This is a genomic window from Geothrix campi, from assembly GCF_024609265.1.
GTDB lineage: Bacteria > Acidobacteriota > Holophagae > Holophagales > Holophagaceae > Geothrix > Geothrix campi.
This window is the reverse complement of the sequence record NZ_JANHMP010000001.1, coordinates 1,806,817-1,823,444: the sequence shown is the minus strand read 5'-3', so window position 1 is coordinate 1,823,444 and position 16,628 is coordinate 1,806,817. Positions and strand designations below refer to the sequence as shown.

The following is a 16,628-nucleotide window of genomic DNA, read 5'->3' as shown; positions in this document are numbered from 1 at the left end:
CATGGAGCCCCACATGGACCGTTTCGGTAGTTCAAAGCTGCGCATCGGCTGGACGCTGGTCTGCCTGTTCTTCGCGGGGCTGGTGCTCATGGGCGTCCGAGGCCAGCAGGGCGTGGAGGGGTCCCAGATCGTCGTCTTCGGTACCCAGGTCCCCCTGGGCGCGGATTCGCTGCGGGCCTACGTCCTGGGTAGCCTGCAGAGCGTGATGTACTGGATGGTGTCGCTGGTGGTCCTGCTGGGCGCCTTTGGCCCCGTGAGCCAGTGGACCGCGGCCGCGGCCCGGGGAGAGCGGCTCAAGGGCTTCTTCGCGGGGACGGGGCTGGGCTTCGTGCATGGGCTGTTCCTCTCGCAGGTCGCGCTGATTCCCGTGTGGGTGCTGAGCTGGCGCCTCATCGGCGAGGCCTGGCCACCGGAGCTGTTGCGGGCGGATCTGCACGGCCTGCTGCTGGGCCTCCAGATGCTGCTGTGGGCGGTGCTGCTCTCGCGCCTGCTGAAGTCCAGCGCGGGGCTGGCCCTGCTGCTCACGCTGCTGCTCCGCGAGCTCGGCCCGCGGCTGAGCTTCTTCCTGGATTTCGGCCAGGATCTGGGGTGGAGCGCCGGGCAGGTGAAGGTGTTGGAGGTCTTCGTGCGGCTGCTGCCCATGGCCCAGCTGCCTTCGGACCCCTTCTCGCCGCTGGCGCTGCCCCTGTCCATCGGCGGGCCGCTGGTGCTGGGCGCCCTGGCCATGCTGCTTCCGGCGGGCGGTCGGAAGTAGGCCCGTGCGCCGCAGCCTGGCCTTCATCCTCCCGGTGATTCTGCTGGGCCAGACGGCCCGGGATCCGGCGGAGCTGCGCCAGAAACTCGCGGTCATCCAGGGGCGCCTGGGCCAGGTGGACCAGCAGCTCGCGGCATTGAAGAAGCGGCGCAAGGGCGTGCTGGTGGAGATCCAGGGCATCTCCCTGCAACGGGATCGGGCCAAGGCCCAGGTGGACGGGGCCCGCCTGCGAAGGGACCAGGCTCAGAGCGAAGTCCAGGTCATCGGCCGCGAACAGGCCCGCATCCAGGGCGAGGTGCTGAAGCTCCAGCGGGATCTCCGCAAACAGGTGCGCTGGATGCAGGCGCTGGGCCCCTGGGGGGATCTGGGCATCTACGCCACGTTCAAGGATCTGGACGCCTGGCTGGGGCGGGGCCGCATGCTGGCCTGGGCGCGCCTGCAGGAGCGGAAGCGCCTGGACCAGATCCACCGGCTCCAGGACGACCTCGCGGTCAAGGAGAAGGCCCTGAAGGACGTGCTTGCCCGCCTGGCCATCGAGGAAAAGGAATCCGCCCAGCTGCAGGCCGCGCTCCGCCTCCAGGAGGAGAAGCTCAGCGCGTTCCTGGAGGGCCTTCAGAAGGACGAGGCCGCCCAGAAGCAGGTCCAGGCGGAGCTGGCGGAGGAGGCCGTCCAGCTCGAGCGCCTGCTGACCGGCCTGCTGGCCAAGCCCAAGGGCGAGGCCTTCGAGGCCGCCGTGGCCTTCGCATCCCTGTATGGCAACCTGCCCCAGCCCACGGAAGGCACCCTGGCCCAGGGCTTCGGCGAGCACCTGCACCCGCGCTTCCACACCAAGACCGTGCAGAGCGGGCTGCTCATCGCGGCCAGCGGCGGCGCCCCCGTGGCGGCCGTGGCCGACGGCCGGGTGGCCTTCGCCGACTACTACCAGAGCTACGGCCCCATGGTGATCCTCGAACATGGCGGTGGCTGGTTCACCCTCTACACCCACCTGCTGGGTCTCCAGGTCGCCAAGGGCCAGGTGCTCAAGGCCGGTGAATCCGTGGGCGCCGTCGGCGATACCGTGGATGGCCCCCGTCTCGGCTTCGAGATCCGCCATCAGGCCCAGCCCCAGGATCCGCAGAAGTGGCTGAAGCGGAAGTACCGGTAATGCTCCGGGGGTTCCGCGCTGCGCGCACACCCCCGGACCCCCGCGCTCGGCCCGGCTGAGCCGTGCCTCGCTTCCGTTCTCCCGAAGGTTCCGCGCTGCGCAGGGCCTACCGCACCACGCTGCTGGCGTTGAACAGGGGCACGTAGATGGCCAGCAGCAGGGCGAGGACGACCACGCCCATGAAGAGGATGAGGATGGGGCCGATGAGGCTGGTGACGGCGGTGGTGGCCTTTTCCACTTCCTGGTCGAAGAAATCGGCCACGTGGTCGAGCATCTCGGGGAGGGCGCTGCTCTGCTCGCCCACGCGCACCATCTCGACCGCCAGGGGATCCAGGATCTTCGCCTGCTCCAGGGCCAGGTTCAGGCTGCTGCCGGCGCGCACCTTCTCGGTGACCGTGGCGAGGCCCGCCTTCATGCGCTCGCTGGGGCTGGTGCGCTGCACCACCTCGAGGGCCTGCACCACGGGCAGGCCACCGGAGAGCAGCACGCCCATGGTCCGGGAGAACACGCTGGAGTGGTACATGCGGTAGAGGGTGCCGATCTTCGGTATCACCAGCAGCAGGCGCTCCGCCAGCTTGCGCCCGGCTTCGGAAGCTGCCATCCAGCGGATGAGGACGGCCAGCCCGGCGAGGACGAGGCCCTGCAGCCAGAGGGTGGAGCTGACCACCTTGCCCATTCCCAGCAGGATCCGCGTGAACAACGGCATTTCGATATCGCCGCCCGCATAGAATTCCGCGAAGCGGGGCAGCACCACGTTGAAGATCACGCCCAGGGCCAGGATCAGCACCAGCACCAGGAAGGCCGGATAGAACAGGGCCTCGATGATGCGACGACGGCTGTGCTGGGCGAACTTCTGGAACGACAGCCAGCGGGCCAGCACGTCCGGCAGGGTGCCGCTGCGCTCGCCCGCCACCACATTGCTGCGGTAGACCGGCGGGAAGGTGCCGGCCTGTTCCAGGGCATCGGAGAAGGACATGCCTTCGCGGACCAGCGCCACCACCTGGGCGAGGCCGCGACGCAACTGGGGATCCTTGCCGTGGCCCACCAGCAGCTCCAGCGACTGGAGCAGGGGAATGCCGGCCTTCAGCAGGGCCAGCAGCTCCTGGTTGAAGAGCACCAGGGACTCGGTCTTCAGCTGCCCGCGGCTGCGGAAGGCCGTGTCGGTGCGGGTGATTTCTAGCGGGAAGCCACCTTCGGCCAGCACGCGGGTCCTCAGGGCCTCGACGCTCTCCGCTTCGAAGTCCCGAACAAGGACTTCGCCGTTGGAATGGGTGAGCCGGACCGTGAATCGCATGGGCACCTGGGACCTTTGAGGATAGCGGGTTGCGCGTCTGGAGTCTGGAGTCGGGAGGCTGGAGACCATCGGCAGGATCCGGGTAGCCTCAAGCGATGCCCCGGAGGCCTCGTGCCACGTCGCCCGTTGTTCCTGCTGCCCGTCCTGACCCTCGCCCTGGCGGCCCAGGCGCCACCCGCCGCGCCCCTGCGCACTGGCGTGCCGGAACCGGCAGTCCTGGATCTGCGCGCCGTGGAGGGGGTGTTGCTGGTGCCGAAGGACAACCGCGATGCGGCCCAGGTGGAGGCGGCCCGCCAGCACTGGATGCCTCTGGTGGTCGAACTGAAGGGAGCCCCCGCTGTGCGGCTGCGGCTACCCTCCGGCGAGGGACGGCTCCCCCTCCTGCTGGCGGCGGCCCAGGCCTTGAAGGCCCAATCGCCGGACCAGCACCTCTACGTGGCCTTCGATCCCGCGGCAACGCCGCTTCTGGATGAAACCGCCTGGGGCGCCGTGGATGGCGGGGCCCTGGTGCCGGCGGATTTGAACCTGGATCCCTCCGCTTGGCGAAGCCAGCTCACCCGGGCCCAGGATTCGTTCCCGGGCCGACCCTGGACCCTCTGGCTGCCTTCGGACCCCGGGGCCCTGGTGTCGATCCTTCTCGGCGATGGCGGGCGGGTGGTGGTGCCCGCCGGTGGCCCCGGAGCCCGGCTGGCCGAGGCGCTGCCCGCAGGCTTCACGGAGGTGGAGGGCGGCCTGGGCGACCTGACCCTGCGGAACCGGGCCGGGGCCATGCGGCGCTGGACCTTCGCCGAGGGCGTCTGGTCGGCCGTGCCCCTGCCCAAGGACCGGACCGAGGTGGCCGTGAGCGCCGCGGATGCCTACGACGTGGGCGCCCTGCTGGCCAAGGTGCGGGCCACCCAGCTGCGGTCCCGGGCCGCGGCGCGGACGATCCAGGCGAAGGCGGAACTGGATCTGCATCTACAAGGCCCCACGGGAGGCGGGGGCGATCTCGGCTTCAGCTTCGGCTATTTCGAGAAGGCCGGCGAGTGGCCGGAGCTTCTTCAGAAAGCCGTCCGCTTCAACGGAGTGACCGCCAAGCTCGATGGCGAGGTGCAGCTGCCGCTCATCGAAAGCCGCCAGTCCATGTCCCTGCCCGTGGCCCTGGGCATGACGGAACGCTACCGCTACCGGGACGGCGGTCCAGCGGGACCGGGCCGCCGGCGGCTGCGGTTCGAGCCCGTGGATGGGGACCCGCTCCTGTACTCCGGGGATCTGGAGGTGGATGAGGCCACCGGGCGGATCCTGGTGGAGCACCGGGAACGCACGAACCTGCCCGGCACCGTGAAGAGCGAGCGGGAGATCCTCACCTACGGCGAGGCGATGCCGGGCCTCTGGCGGCCGGTCGGCGTGCAGACCTTCGAGCGGTGGGTGAGCGCGAGCGGCGTGGTGCAGGTGCAGCGGCGCTTCACCTACCGGGATTTCCAGGTGAATGGGGAAGGCTTCGAGGCCGCCCGCGAGGCGGCCCGGGCTTCCAGTTCCACCATGGTCAAAGTCACGCCGGACGGGGCCCGCTACTTCACGAAGCAGACCGATGGCACGCGGAAGATCGAGGAGAAGGCCAAGAGCAGCGGCCGGGCCCTGGCCGGGGTGGTGCTGGTGGATCCGGGCCTCACGCCAGCGGTGGTGCCCCTGGGTGGACTCCTCTACTTCGACTACAACGCCTTCGGGAAGGGCGTGCAGCTGAACGCCCTGACGGCCATCCTCTTCAATACCGCCAGCCTGGCGATCCCCCGGGGCCTGGGCAGCTTCGACGTGAGCGCCGATGCCACCACCCTGCTGATCAAGAGCACCGAGCGCCCCGTGGTGAACGGGCGCCTGTCGGATCAGGAGGGCGTCGGCCGCCGCTTCGGGAAGGTGGGACTGGAACTGGGCCGGGACCTGGGTCTGGGCTTCCGCCTGGAGGGCCGAGGCGATTTCCAGTACGACGACTTCGGCGAAGGGGACAGCAAATACCGCACGCCGGGTTTCCAACTGCCACCCTCGGGCCTGACGCGCATCGGCACGCTGCAGGGCTCCTGGTTGTTCCGGGGGTTCCAGGTGCGGGCCTACCACGGCTGGGGTCGCCGTCCTGAGGGCACGTACGGATTGGCCTCGGCCCCGCAGGAGGTTCCCGAGGACGGCGCGTTCCGACGCTGGGGCGCCAGCCTGGGGCTGGACCGGGAGGTGGTCCCCGGCTTCTGGTTCCATGGCGAGGCCGGCTGGGCCTCGGGCCGGGCCTTCGACCGTTTCATGGCCCTGGACTCGGGGGGCATGGGCGGAGGGGTGCGCATCGCGGGCATCCGGGCCAATGCCATCACGGCGGACCGGCTGACCTACGGGAAGACCGCGCTCGCCATCCCCACGGGGCCCAACCTGCGCCTGTCCCTCAGCCTCGAGTACGCCCGCGCCCGCAGCCTGGACGATCAGAAGACCTATGGCATGAGCGGGGTTGGCATCACAGGCGACCTGCCGGGCTTCTGGGTCTTCACCGCCGTGCGCGTGGATCTTGGCGTGGGGGTGCAGAGCGACATCGCGGGGGTCCGCACCGTAAATGGGTATGTGGCCTTGCTGAGAGTGTTCTGAAACACTTAGACCTAAAGATCTATATCTTTAATTGATTGAACTTAAATGTAATTTTTTATATTGCGAAGACAACCCTCCGGGACCATGATGGCTGTCCCGATGCCTATCTCAGGGGCATTGATTCGGAGGCGAACATGCTCAAGTGGCGCACGACCTTCCTGACGTTGGCCGGCCTGGGTTTGGCCCTTCTGATGGCCTGCAGCGGATCTTCCAGCTCTGGTGGCGGCAGCGGCAGCATGAATGTGCACCTGGTGGACGGTCCCATTTCCGGCTACCAGGAGATCAACGTCAACATCCAGACCGTGGAGATCAACAGCAACGGCAGCTGGATCACCCTCGGCACGCCCAACAAGACCCTCAATCTGCTGAGCCTCGTGGGCGGTGTGGACGAGACTCTGGTCGCGGGCGCCACCCTCCCGGCGGGCCACTACGGGCAGATGCGCCTGATCCTCGGTCCCGGCAACACCGTGAAGCTGGCGGATGGCACCGTCGTACCCTTGAAGGTGCCGTCGGGCCTCCAGAGCGGCATCAAGCTGATCGTTAATTTCGATGTGGTCGCCGGCACCACGAAGGATGTGTGGATCGACTTCGATGCGAGCCACTCCATCCAGGTCGTGCAGGCCGGCATGTCGGGCCAGTACATCCTGCGGCCCACCATCTGGGCTTTTGACAAGATCGCCACGGGTTCCATCCACGGAACGCTGACCGATGCCACCACCTCGACGGGATTGCCGGGTGCCACGGTCTACGCCGAAACCCTGGATGGGTCCGGGAAGGCCCGGATCGCCCGCAGCACGGTGACGGATGCCAACGGCGCCTACACCTTGGATCTGCTTCCTGTGGGCACCACCTACTACGTGGTGAGCCAGCCGCTCACCGGCTCGGCGGCGCCCTTCACGGCGTATGACGCCAAGGCCAGCGAAGCCTTCGCCCTGACCGACACGACTCCGATGTTCACCTACAGTGCCGCGTTCACCGCGAACGCCTCGACTGGCGGTGTGGGGGGCGGCCTCACGCCGGTGGCCACCAGCAGCCAGAACGACCAGGTCAACCTGCTCCAGTCGCTCGTGACGTCCTCGGGCACCTTCAGCTTCATCGTGCGCACGACGATGGCCACCGTGGGCACCTCCACGGAGACCTACGCGTTCACCACCGTCCCGATCGGCACCTTCAGTGTCCAGGCGGTGCGAGCCACCTTGAACCTGGATGGGACCACCACCACGACCACCTCGACCGTCCAGCCGGCCACGGTGACCGCGAGCACGACGACGACCGTGAACCTGGGGCTCTGAGCCCCACTGCACCAAGGTCCGGAGGCCCTGGCACCAGGGCTTCCGGGCCTTGCTCTGTCTGCGGCCGGCCGCAGCAAGAGCTGTATCTGCTTTGAAGACACGCCCGGGTTGGGAGTAGCATGGGCCCAACCGATCTCGGCCCATCTGATGACGAGCCCCCTTCCCAGGGTGGCCCCAGCCAATACCTGATCCGCCGGGGTCGTTTCCTGAACCCGGAGCGTGCAGATGCTGGATGTGGCCTTGGTCCTCGCGTCCTCCGGATGCTGGTTCGCAGGGGCCCTGCTGTCCGCCTCCTCGCGGCCACCCGAGCGCCTGGCCACGGGCCTCGGCCTCCTGGGCAGCCTCCTGGCCCTGGGGGCAGCGCTCCACCTCCTGCTCGGGGGGGCCACCTCGGGCCTGGTCTTCCAGGTCTGGGGCCTGCCGGCCCGGTTGGAGTTGGATGCCCTGTCCGCGGCCTTCCTGCTCCCCCTCCACCTAGTCGGGGGGCTCGGCCTGATCTATGGACAGCGCTATTGGCCGATCCAGACGCCCTGGGGCTCGGGCCGTTCGCTGCGCTTCTTCTATGGGTTGCTCGTGGCGGCCATGACGCTGCTGTTCATCGCCCGGCATGGGCTGGTGTTCCTGGTGGCCTGGGAGCTTATGGCGGTGTCGGCCTTCTTCCTGGTGGGCACTGAACATGAGCGGCCGGAGGTCCGACGGGCCAGCTGGGTCTACCTGGCCTGCACCCACACCGGCACCCTGCTGCTGACGGCCATGGTGATCCTGATGGCCCAGCGGATGGGCGGGCTATTGTGGATCGCCCTGCCGACTGCCACCTCGCCGTTGTTCGAGGGCGGCATCCTCCTCCTGGCCCTGGCGGGATTCGGCTTCAAGGCGGGAGTGCTGCCTCTGCATTTCTGGCTGCCCTCGGCGCATGCCAGCGCGCCCAGCCACGTCTCCGCCATCTTGTCCGCGGTCATGCTCAAGACGGGCATCTACGGCCTGCTCCGCGTATCGAGCCTGCTGCCGGGGATTCCCCGGGGCGTGGGCGGCGCGCTCCTGGCCCTGGGCGCCCTCACGGCCGTCTACGGCGTGGGGAACGCGCTGGCGCAGCGGGACTACAAGCGGCTCCTGGCCTATTCCAGCATCGAGAACCTGGGGATCATCCTCATGGGCGTGGGCCTGGGCTGGACGGGCCGGGCCACGCACGACCCGTGGCTGACGGCCCTGGGCTTCGGCGGCGCCCTCTTCCACCTCTGGAACCACTCGCTCTTCAAGAGCCTTCTGTTTTACGGGGCGGGAGCCATCCTGCACGCCACGGGCACCCGGGACATGGAAGCGCTGGGCGGCCTGGCCCGGCGGATGCCCCGCACGGCCCTGGTGCTCTTCCCAGCGGTGCTGGCGGTGACGGCGCTGCCTCCCTTCAATGCCTTCCTCAGTGAATGGTTCCTCTACCGGGGCCTCTTCAGTTCCCTCGCCCGGGGCTATCCCTGGTCCGCGGCCCTGGGCCTGGTGGCCCTAGCCTTGGCGGGGGGCCTGGCGGCGGTGGCCTTCGCACGCTTCTTCGGCACGCTGTTCCTGGGCTCGCCCCGCAGCGAGGCCGTGGAGCATGCCCACGACCCCGCCGCCTCCATGCTGCTGCCCATGGCTGTCCTCGCAGGGCTCTGCCTGGCGGTGGGGCTGGGCTCCTTCCTCCTGCTGCCCCTGCTGGACCGCGCTGTCGCCGTGGTGGCCCCCGGGACGCCGGCCCTGCTTGCGCCGGGCCTTCGCGCGGACCTCCACCTGCTCGCCGGCGTGGAACTGGGGCTCCTGGTGCTGGTCGGGGTGGGCCTCGCCTGGCTCCGCCGACCGGAAAGCCAGATCCCGGACGCCGCCCAGGCGGACCTGCCGACCTGGGGCTGCGGTTACGCCGCGGCCGCGGTTCGGGCTCAGTACACCGGCAGCTCCTTCGCGGATGCCTGGGCTCCGATCCAACCGGGGCTGCGGAGGCGGCTCCCCCATCTGCGGGGCCTGTTCCCGGGTGGAGCCTCGTTCCGGCAGGCCTTCCGCGAACCCTTCGGCGAGGTGTTCCTGGCGCCACGGGTGGCCCGCCTTGCCGAGCGCCTGCTGCGGTTCCGCCGCTTGCAACCGGGCCACCTGTCGGTCTACCTCCTCTACGTGCTGCTGACCCTCCTGGGCGTCTTCCTCTGGATGCTGCTGAGGGCGAGGCTGCTGGGATGAGCCTCTTCCTTCTCGCCCTCCTGGCCGCGGCGGCCTCCGGTGTGCCGGGGCTGTTCCTGCGGCGGAGGGGCGGGGAGGTGGCGGCCGGGTTGCTGGGCCTGGCGGCCGTGGCGGGTCTGTGGGCTTCGCTGCGGGTGCTGTCAGGCGGCCCGGGTGGAGCGGTCACCCTGCGCACGACATCGCTGGGCTCTTCGGGGCTCCTGGTGCTCGATCCGCTGGCTGCCTTCTTCTCGGTGCCGGTCCTGCTGCTCTCTGCCTGTGGGGCGCTCTACAGCCTGGGCTACTGGGAGGGCCGCCGGGGCAACACGCCGGCCCTGCGTCTGATCTACGGGCTCCTGACGGCCTCGCTGCTGATGCTGGTGATGGCCTCCCACGCCCTGACCTTCCTGCTGGCCTGGGAGGGCATGGCCATCGCCGCCTTCCTGCTGGTGATGGCCGAGGATCGCGAAGCCGAAACCCGGCGGGCCGGCTGGATCTACCTGGTCGCCACCCACACCGGCACCCTGCTCCTGTTCGCGGCCTTCGCGCTGCTGGCCAAGGTCCAGGGGCATTCGGCCTTTGCGGCGCTGCCGGCGGGCCTGGCCGCCACCCGTGGCGGCACGGCCCTGTTCGCGCTGTTCCTGCTGGGCTTCGGCTTCAAGGCCGGCGTCCTGCCGCTGCACTTCTGGCTGCCGCCGGCCCACGCGGCCGCCCCCAGCCACGTCTCCGCGCTGATGTCCGGCGTGATGCTCAAGATGGGCATCCTCGGGATGGTGCGGTTCCTGTCCTGGGTACCGGATCCGCCCATCTGGTGGGGCGGGGCCCTGGTGGCGCTGGGCGCCCTGTCGGGCGTCCTCGGCGTGGCCTTCGCCCTGGGCCAGCACGACCTGAAGCGCCTGCTCGCCTACCACTCCATCGAGAACATCGGGATCATCCTGCTGGGCCTGGGACTCGGCGCCCTCGGCAAGAGCCTGGGGAACCCGGTGATGCAGACCCTCGGCTTCGCTGGGGCCCTGCTCCACGTGCTGAACCACAGCCTCTTCAAGGGGCTGCTGTTCCTGTCGGCGGGCTCGGTGCTGCACGCCACGGGCACCCGCGATCTGGAGCGGCTGGGGGGGCTCGGCCAGCGCATGCCCTGGACCTCCGGGGCCTTCCTCGCCGGTTCCTGGGCCATCTGCGGTTTGCCGCCCCTCAACGGGTTCGTGAGCGAATGGCTGATCTACCTGGGGGCCTTCCGGGGGCTAGGACCGGATCTGGGGCCTGGCCGACAGGGCTGGCCCGTGGTGATCCTCCTGTCCCTGGCCCTCATCGGGGCCTTGGCCCTGGCCTGCTTCGCCAAGGCCTTCGGTGCGGTCTTCCTGGGCCTGCCTAGAACCGGGATGGCGGCCCGAGCCCACGAAGCCCCGCGCACGATGCTCCTGCCCATGGGGCTGCTGGCCCTCGCCTGCCTGGCCATCGGCGTGGCGCCCATCCTCTTCGCACCCGCCCTCGGCCGCGTCGCCGATGCGATGGGCCCCGCGACCGGCGCGGCCCTGCCCGCCCTGGCCGGCCTTCCCATGATCTCCATGGTGGCCCTGGCCCTGGGACTGCTGGCCCTCCTGCTCTGGCGCTGGCTCCGCCCCATGCCGCGGGGGGACGACCGGCCCACCTGGGATTGCGGCTACGCGGCGCCGGAGGCCCGCATGCAGTACACGGCCTCGTCGTTCGCCGGTGGCCTGGTGCGAGGGCTCCGCTGGGCCTTGCGGCCCGTGGTGCATCTCCCCAGGGTGTCGGGCTGGTTCCCGCTTCCCACGCGGTACGAAAGTCATGTGCCCGATCCGGTTCTCGATCGCACGGCGGTTCCCGCGCTGCGACTTGCCGTCCGCGGTGCTTCCCTGCTCCGCGTGGCCCAGGGCGGGGCGCTGCCCGTCTACCTGCTGTACGTCCTGCTCACCCTGCTTGCGCTCCTGGTCTGGATGGTGGCCTGACATGATTCGATCCCTGCTCCCGACGATGCTCCAGTTCCTGCTGCACGGACTCACCGTGCTGCTGCTGCCGCCCCTGATCCCCGGCCTGATCGCCAAGACCAAGGCCCTGATGGCCGGGCGGAAGGGACCGCCCGTATTCCAGCTCTACTACGACCTGGCCAAGCTCGCCCGCAAGCAGGCGGTCTTCAGCCGCACCACCACCTGGGTGTTCCTCGCCGGTCCCGTGGGGGGCGTGGCCGCGGGCCTGGCCGCCTCCAGCCTCGTCCCCTTCGGGCATACGCCCGCGCCGGTCTCGTTCGAAGGGGATGTCATTCTCTTCGCCTACCTCTTCGGGCTGGCCCGGTTCCTCACGATCCTCTCCGCCCTCGACACGGGCTCCAGCTTCGAAGGCATGGGCGCGGCCCGGGAGGCGACCTTCTCGGCGCTAGCGGAGCCCGCGCTGTTCCTGGGCTTCGCGGCGCTGGCCAAAGCCACCTCCAGCCTGTCGCTGGGGACCATGCTGGCCTTTCCCGGAACGCTCACGGCGCGGTTCACGGGGCCCCTGATTCTCGTCCTCGCGGGTTGGGCCATCGTCTACCTCACGGAAAACTCGCGCATCCCCGTGGACGACCCCAATACCCACCTGGAGCTCACCATGATCCACGAGGTGATGGTGCTTGATCACTCGGGCCGCCCCCTCGCCCTGGTGCTCTACGGCGCCAGCCTCAAGCTCCTGGTGCTGGGCGCGCTCATCCTGACGCCGGCCCTGCCCCGCGCCCCGCACGCCTGGCAGAACTGGCTGGCGTTCTATGCGGCCCTGGCCGGCCTCGCACTGGGGGTGGGTCTGGTGGAGAGTTCCATGGCGCGGTTCCGCATGACGAAGGTCCCGCAGTTCCTGGTGGCCGGGGTGCTGGCCACCGGTTTCGCGTTCCTGTTGATGCTGGTGTAGCCATGCTCCCCGACCTGCTCATCGCCCTCACCATGCTGTCCAACTTCAGCCTCGTGGCCACCAGCCGCGTCAGCAAGGCCATCCAGTTCGCCGTACTCCAGGGCGTGCTGCTCGGTCTGATGCCCCTGGCCATGGGCCTGGGCCGCCACTTCCACATCGTCCTGCTCGCCATCGCGGCCGTAACGGTGAAGGGCTGGTTCATCCCCTTCCTGTTCCGCCGCGCCCTGCGCCAGGTCCACATCCAGCGCGAGGTCGATCCCTACATCGGCTACACCGTGTCGCTCATGCTCTGCGCTCTGGGCACGGGCCTCAGCCTGGTGCTGGCCCACAACCTCCCGCTCAAGGCGGGCACGGAATACACCCTGCTGGTGCCCGCCTCGCTGGCCACGCTCTTCACGGGCTTCCTGCTGCTGGTGTCGCGCCGGAAGGCCCTCACGCAGGTGGTGGGCTACCTGGTGCTGGAGAACGGCATCTACCTGTTCGGCCTGCTGCTGGTGGAGGACATGCCGGCCCTGGTCGAGGCGGGGATCCTGCTGGACCTCTTCGTGGGCATCTTCGTGATGGGCATCGTCATCAACCACATCCGCGTGGCCTTCGATTCCACCGATACCCGGCACCTGGCCGAGCTGAAGGACTGACCCATGGTGTGGCTCCTCATTCTCGTCCCCCTCCTGGCCGCGGTCGTGGCCTTCGCTGTCTCCTCGCCCGCCCTCCGCGCCTGGATCCTGCCGGCCGTGGGCCTCCTCCACCTCGGGATCCTGCTCGTGGCGCTGGCCGGCTGGCGGACCCTGCCGGCCACGGCCTGGTTCGGGCTCGACGCCCTGGGTGGCTGGGTGCTGCTGGTGATCAGCGTGCTGTTCTGCATCTGTGCCTTCTACGCCCCGGCCTACCTGGCCCTGCGCCCAGAGCGTGACCACCGCGTGCTCTCCACCTGTCTCCTCGGCTTCCTCGGCCTGGCTTCGCTGCTGGCCCAGGCCCGCCATCCCGGCATCGCCTGGGTGGCCATGGAGACCACCACCCTGGTCTCGGCGCCCCTCATCTACTTCAACCACAACCGCCGCTCCCTGGAGGCCACCTGGAAGTACCTGGTCATCGGCTCCGTGGGCATCGCGCTGGCGCTGCTGGGCACCCTGTTCATCGCCTACGCGGCGCACATGGGCGGACTGGAGGAACCCCTGCGCTACACGCGGCTCATGGAGAACGGCGCCCTCCTGTCCCGCCCTTGGCTGCGGGCCGGCTTCGTGCTGACTCTGGTGGGCTACGGCACCAAGATGGGTCTGGCGCCCCTCCACACCTGGAAGCCGGATGCCTACGGCGAGACGCCGGGTCTTGTCGGAGCTCTCCTGGCGGGCGGCGTCACCAGCTGCGCCTTTCTCGCCCTGCTGCGGATCTACGCGGTGGTGGCCGCGGCCGGCGAGGGGGCCTTCGCCCGCGAGCTGCTGGTGGCCTTCGGCATGCTCTCCATGGCCTGGGCGCTGGTCTTCATGGTGCGGCAGACGGACATCAAACGCCTGCTGGCGTATTCCAGTGTCGAGCACATGGGCATCCTGGTCTTCGGCATCGGCATCGGGGGCCTGGCCGCGAAGTTCGCCCTCTTCCACTTGGCCGCCAACGCCCTGGTGAAGAGCGTGCTCTTCCTGTCGGCGGGCAACATCCACCGCAGCTACGCCAGCAAGCAGCTGCCCTTCGTCACCGGCGCCCTCCGGCGGACGCCGGTGTCTGGCTGGCTCTTCCTCCTGGGGTTCCTTGCCATCACGGGCATGCCGCCCTTCGCACCCTTCCTCAGCGAGTTCAACATCGCCTCGGGAGCGCTGAGCACCGGCCACCTCCTGGGCGGATCGGCCTTTCTCATCCTGCTGGGCGGCATCTTCCTGGCCATGAGCGAAACCGTGGTCCAGGTGGTCTTCGGGACGCCCAGCGCCCAGCGGGTCCGCACCCCCTACAAGGACGCACCGGCCACCACGGCGCCCCTCATCGTCGCCCTGGGACTGGCCCTGGTCCTGGGGATCTGGATGCCGCGCCCGCTCCAGGCCATGCTCGACCACGCCAGCACCACCGTGGATGGCGTCCTGACCGCCCGGATGGAGGTGCAGCGATGAGTGCCGATCTGCCGATCCTCCGCAACGGCCAGAGCCTGCCTCTGCGAGAGGTACCCGAGTTTCCCGTGGGCGACTTCCGCGACATCATCCTGCGGCGCATCCAGGAAGGGGATCGACTCGCCTGCCTCTGTGCGGATGTCGATCTGCATCTCTACGCTGTGCTCGCTGATGATGCGGGGCACGCCCTTCGCGTCCTGCGGGCCAGGCTGGACGCCCCCCGCTATCCCGCCCTCACGCCGGACTGCCCCCAGGCCCACCTCTTCGAACGCGAGATCGCCGAGCAGAGCGGCATCATCCCCGAGGGCCATCCCTGGCTGAAGCCCGTGCGCTTCCACCTTCCCTGGAACGGCGCGCCGGATCCCTGGAGACGGGGCGGAGTGCCCGTTCCCGGTGTCGCCGATTTCTTCCGCGTGGAGGGCGAAGAGGTCCACGAGGTGGCCGTGGGGCCGGTCCACGCGGGCGTCATAGAACCCGGCCACTTCCGCTTCCAGTGCCACGGCGAGCGGGTCTTCCACCTGGAGATCGCCCTGGGCTACCAGCACCGCGGTGTGGAGAAGGCGCTGCTCGGCGGTCCCCATCCCCTCAGCCTGAAGCAGGCGGAGACAGCTTGCGGGGACAGCAGCATCGCCCACGCCTGGGCCTACTGCCGCGTGCTGGAGGGCCTGGCGGGGTTCCAGGTGCCGGCCCGCGTGGATCTGGTGCGGGGCGTGGCGCTGGAGCTGGAGCGCGTCGCCAACCACGTGGGGGACCTCGGTGCGCTGTCGGGTGATGTGGGCTTCCTGCCCACGGCCTCCTTCTGCGGCCGCATCCGCGGCGACTGGCTGAACCTGAGCGCCGAAGGCTGCGGCAGCCGCCTGGGCCGCGACTGGTTGCGCCCCGGCGGCCTGCGCCAGGAGCTGGAACCCGCCCTGGCCGCCCGGATGCGGCCGCGTCTGGAGCGCGCCTGGGCGGATACGAAAGACGCGGTGGAGCTGCTCTGGGGGGCCGCCTCCGTGATGATCCGCTTCGAGGCGGCGGGGCGTGTGGATTCCGACCAGGCCCGCGCGATCGGGCTGGTGGGCGTGGCGGCGCGGGCCTGCGGGCTGGGCCGAGACGTGCGCCACGACCATCCCTTCGGACCGTACGGGGAGCGTCCCATCCCCGTGGCGCAGGCCGAGAGCGGCAACGTGCACTCCCGGGCCTGGGTGCGCTGGCTGGAGGCGGGGGCGAGCTCAGGCTTCCTCTCCACGGCCCTGACCGCCCTGGCGGACAGCGCGGCCACACCCAAGCCGGCACCCCTGCCACCGCTCGCTCCCGTGCAGCTCTGCGTATCGCTCACGGAAGGCTGGCGCGGGGAAGTGCTCCATCTGGCCTGGACGGATGCCCAGGGCCGCTTCGCCCGCTACAAGATCGTGGATCCCTCCTTCCACAACTGGTTCGGCCTCGCCCTGGCCCTGCGCGGGGAGCAGGTCTCCGACTTCCCCCTGTGCAACAAGAGCTTCAACCTCTCCTACTGCGGGCACGACCTATGATCCACATCCTGCTCTCCCGCTGGCGCCAGGGCTACCGCACCTTCCCCTATCCCAGGGCACTGCCCGCACTCCCCGAGCGGTTCCGGGGTCGCCCCCAGATCGAGGCGGAGCGCTGCCCGGAAGGCTGCCGGGTCTGCGCGGACGTCTGCCCGACCGAAGCCATCCGGCTCGGTCCCGCCGGTCCCGAGGTGGACCTGGGCCGCTGCCTGTTCTGTCCCGATTGCGTGGAGGCCTGCCCGGAGGGTGCCATTGCGTTCACCCAGGAACATCGCCTCGCCACCCGCACGCGGGAGGATCTGGTCCTGCAGCCGGACGCGGAATACCGCCTCGCGGAGGCCCTGCACGGGGAGCTGAAGCGGCTCTTCGGCCGCTCGTTGAAGCTCCGGGTGGTGAGCGCGGGCGGCTGCAACGGCTGCGAGGTGGACGTGAACGTGCTGGGCACCCTGGCCTGGGATCTCGGGCGCTTCGGCATCCAGTACGTGGCCTCGCCCCGCCATGCCGACGGCCTGCTCATCTGCGGCCCCATCACGCGGAACATGGAGCTGGCCGTCCGCAAGACCTACGATGCTGTGGCCCACCCCAAGCTCGTGATCGCCGTGGGCGCCTGCGCCATCGCCGGGGGCCCGTACTTCCGGCAGGGGGAGCAACTCGGCGGAGCCTCGAGCGTGCTGCCCGTGGACCTCTTCATTCCCGGCTGTCCGCCGCACCCGCTGACGATCCTGGATGGCCTCTTGCGCCTGCTGGGAAGGCTGGGAGCCGAGGGTGAGGTTCGGCCGGGAATAAGCTCAAAAGTGTAACCAAAGTACACACTCCATCGGCAAGCAGGACTGGGAGGAATCCGAACGCCTGTTCAAACATTC

12 protein-coding genes are annotated in these 16,628 nt (G+C 69.5%); 11 read left to right on the top strand and 1 reads right to left on the bottom strand.

The window, feature by feature from the left end; translation table 11 throughout:
* Nucleotides 1-13: 13 nt before the first annotated feature.
* Nucleotides 14-754 carry a hypothetical protein gene (locus tag NOV65_RS08475; RefSeq protein ID WP_257305801.1) on the top strand — a complete coding sequence of 247 codons (741 nt, stop codon included), beginning with the start codon at nucleotides 14-16 and terminating at the stop codon, nucleotides 752-754.
* Nucleotides 755-758: 4 nt separating this feature from the next.
* Nucleotides 759-1,898, top strand: a complete 1,140-nt coding sequence (locus NOV65_RS08470; protein WP_257305799.1) for a murein hydrolase activator EnvC family protein — start codon at nucleotides 759-761, stop codon at nucleotides 1,896-1,898.
* Nucleotides 1,899-2,004: 106 nt separating this feature from the next.
* Here the strand turns inward: NOV65_RS08470 and NOV65_RS08465 are convergent, their stop codons facing one another.
* Nucleotides 2,005-3,192 carry a type II secretion system F family protein gene (locus tag NOV65_RS08465; RefSeq protein ID WP_257305797.1) on the bottom strand — a complete coding sequence of 396 codons (1,188 nt, stop codon included), beginning with the start codon at nucleotides 3,190-3,192 and terminating at the stop codon, nucleotides 2,005-2,007.
* 111 nt (nucleotides 3,193-3,303) lie between these two features.
* Between NOV65_RS08465 and NOV65_RS08460 the strand changes: the two genes are divergently transcribed.
* From NOV65_RS08460 to NOV65_RS08420, 9 genes are all read left to right on the top strand, one after another.
* Nucleotides 3,304-5,793: a hypothetical protein gene (locus NOV65_RS08460; protein WP_257305795.1), complete on the top strand. Its 2,490-nt coding sequence runs from the start codon at nucleotides 3,304-3,306 to the stop codon at nucleotides 5,791-5,793.
* Between the two features lie 134 nt (nucleotides 5,794-5,927).
* The gene (locus NOV65_RS08455) at nucleotides 5,928-7,085 is read left to right on the top strand and encodes a DUF4382 domain-containing protein (protein WP_257305793.1); all 1,158 of its coding nucleotides are present in this window, start codon (nucleotides 5,928-5,930) and stop codon (nucleotides 7,083-7,085) included.
* 225 nt (nucleotides 7,086-7,310) lie between these two features.
* Nucleotides 7,311-9,284 carry a proton-conducting transporter transmembrane domain-containing protein gene (locus NOV65_RS08450; RefSeq protein ID WP_257305791.1) on the top strand — a complete coding sequence of 658 codons (1,974 nt, stop codon included), beginning with the start codon at nucleotides 7,311-7,313 and terminating at the stop codon, nucleotides 9,282-9,284.
* Nucleotides 9,281-11,230: a proton-conducting transporter transmembrane domain-containing protein gene (locus tag NOV65_RS08445; protein WP_257305788.1), complete on the top strand. Its 1,950-nt coding sequence runs from the start codon at nucleotides 9,281-9,283 to the stop codon at nucleotides 11,228-11,230. Before NOV65_RS08450 ends, NOV65_RS08445 begins: the two co-directional genes overlap by 4 nt.
* 25 nt (nucleotides 11,231-11,255) lie before the next feature.
* On the top strand, nucleotides 11,256-12,158 hold the full coding sequence (locus NOV65_RS08440; RefSeq protein WP_425250846.1) for a respiratory chain complex I subunit 1 family protein: 903 nt from the start codon (nucleotides 11,256-11,258) through the stop codon (nucleotides 12,156-12,158).
* A 2-nt stretch (nucleotides 12,159-12,160) separates the two neighbouring features.
* Nucleotides 12,161-12,796, top strand: coding sequence for a hypothetical protein (locus tag NOV65_RS08435; RefSeq protein ID WP_257305785.1), 636 nt, complete (start codon nucleotides 12,161-12,163; stop codon nucleotides 12,794-12,796).
* 3 nt (nucleotides 12,797-12,799) lie between these two features.
* Nucleotides 12,800-14,257, top strand: a complete 1,458-nt coding sequence (locus NOV65_RS08430; RefSeq protein WP_257305783.1) for a proton-conducting transporter transmembrane domain-containing protein — start codon at nucleotides 12,800-12,802, stop codon at nucleotides 14,255-14,257.
* On the top strand, nucleotides 14,254-15,768 hold the full coding sequence (locus NOV65_RS08425) for a hydrogenase large subunit (RefSeq protein ID WP_257305781.1): 1,515 nt from the start codon (nucleotides 14,254-14,256) through the stop codon (nucleotides 15,766-15,768). Before NOV65_RS08430 ends, NOV65_RS08425 begins: the two co-directional genes overlap by 4 nt.
* The gene (locus tag NOV65_RS08420; RefSeq protein ID WP_257305780.1) at nucleotides 15,765-16,565 is read left to right on the top strand and encodes an NADH-quinone oxidoreductase subunit B family protein; all 801 of its coding nucleotides are present in this window, start codon (nucleotides 15,765-15,767) and stop codon (nucleotides 16,563-16,565) included. The genes NOV65_RS08425 and NOV65_RS08420 overlap by 4 nt, the downstream gene beginning before the upstream one ends.
* Nucleotides 16,566-16,628: the final 63 nt, after the last annotated feature.

Coding starts and splice junctions, on each gene's coding strand:
- NOV65_RS08430 (WP_257305783.1), top strand. CDS start 12,800: ATGGTGTGGCTCCTCATTCTCGTCCCCCTCCTGGCCGCGGTCGTGGCC.
- NOV65_RS08425 (WP_257305781.1), top strand. CDS start 14,254: ATGAGTGCCGATCTGCCGATCCTCCGCAACGGCCAGAGCCTGCCTCTG.
- NOV65_RS08420 (WP_257305780.1), top strand. CDS start 15,765: ATGATCCACATCCTGCTCTCCCGCTGGCGCCAGGGCTACCGCACCTTC.
- NOV65_RS08445 (WP_257305788.1), top strand. CDS start 9,281: ATGAGCCTCTTCCTTCTCGCCCTCCTGGCCGCGGCGGCCTCCGGTGTG.
- NOV65_RS08450 (WP_257305791.1), top strand. CDS start 7,311: ATGCTGGATGTGGCCTTGGTCCTCGCGTCCTCCGGATGCTGGTTCGCA.
- NOV65_RS08475 (WP_257305801.1), top strand. CDS start 14: ATGGACCGTTTCGGTAGTTCAAAGCTGCGCATCGGCTGGACGCTGGTC.
- NOV65_RS08435 (WP_257305785.1), top strand. CDS start 12,161: ATGCTCCCCGACCTGCTCATCGCCCTCACCATGCTGTCCAACTTCAGC.
- NOV65_RS08465 (WP_257305797.1), bottom strand. CDS start 3,192: ATGCGATTCACGGTCCGGCTCACCCATTCCAACGGCGAAGTCCTTGTT.
- NOV65_RS08440 (WP_425250846.1), top strand. CDS start 11,256: ATGCTCCAGTTCCTGCTGCACGGACTCACCGTGCTGCTGCTGCCGCCC.
- NOV65_RS08455 (WP_257305793.1), top strand. CDS start 5,928: ATGCTCAAGTGGCGCACGACCTTCCTGACGTTGGCCGGCCTGGGTTTG.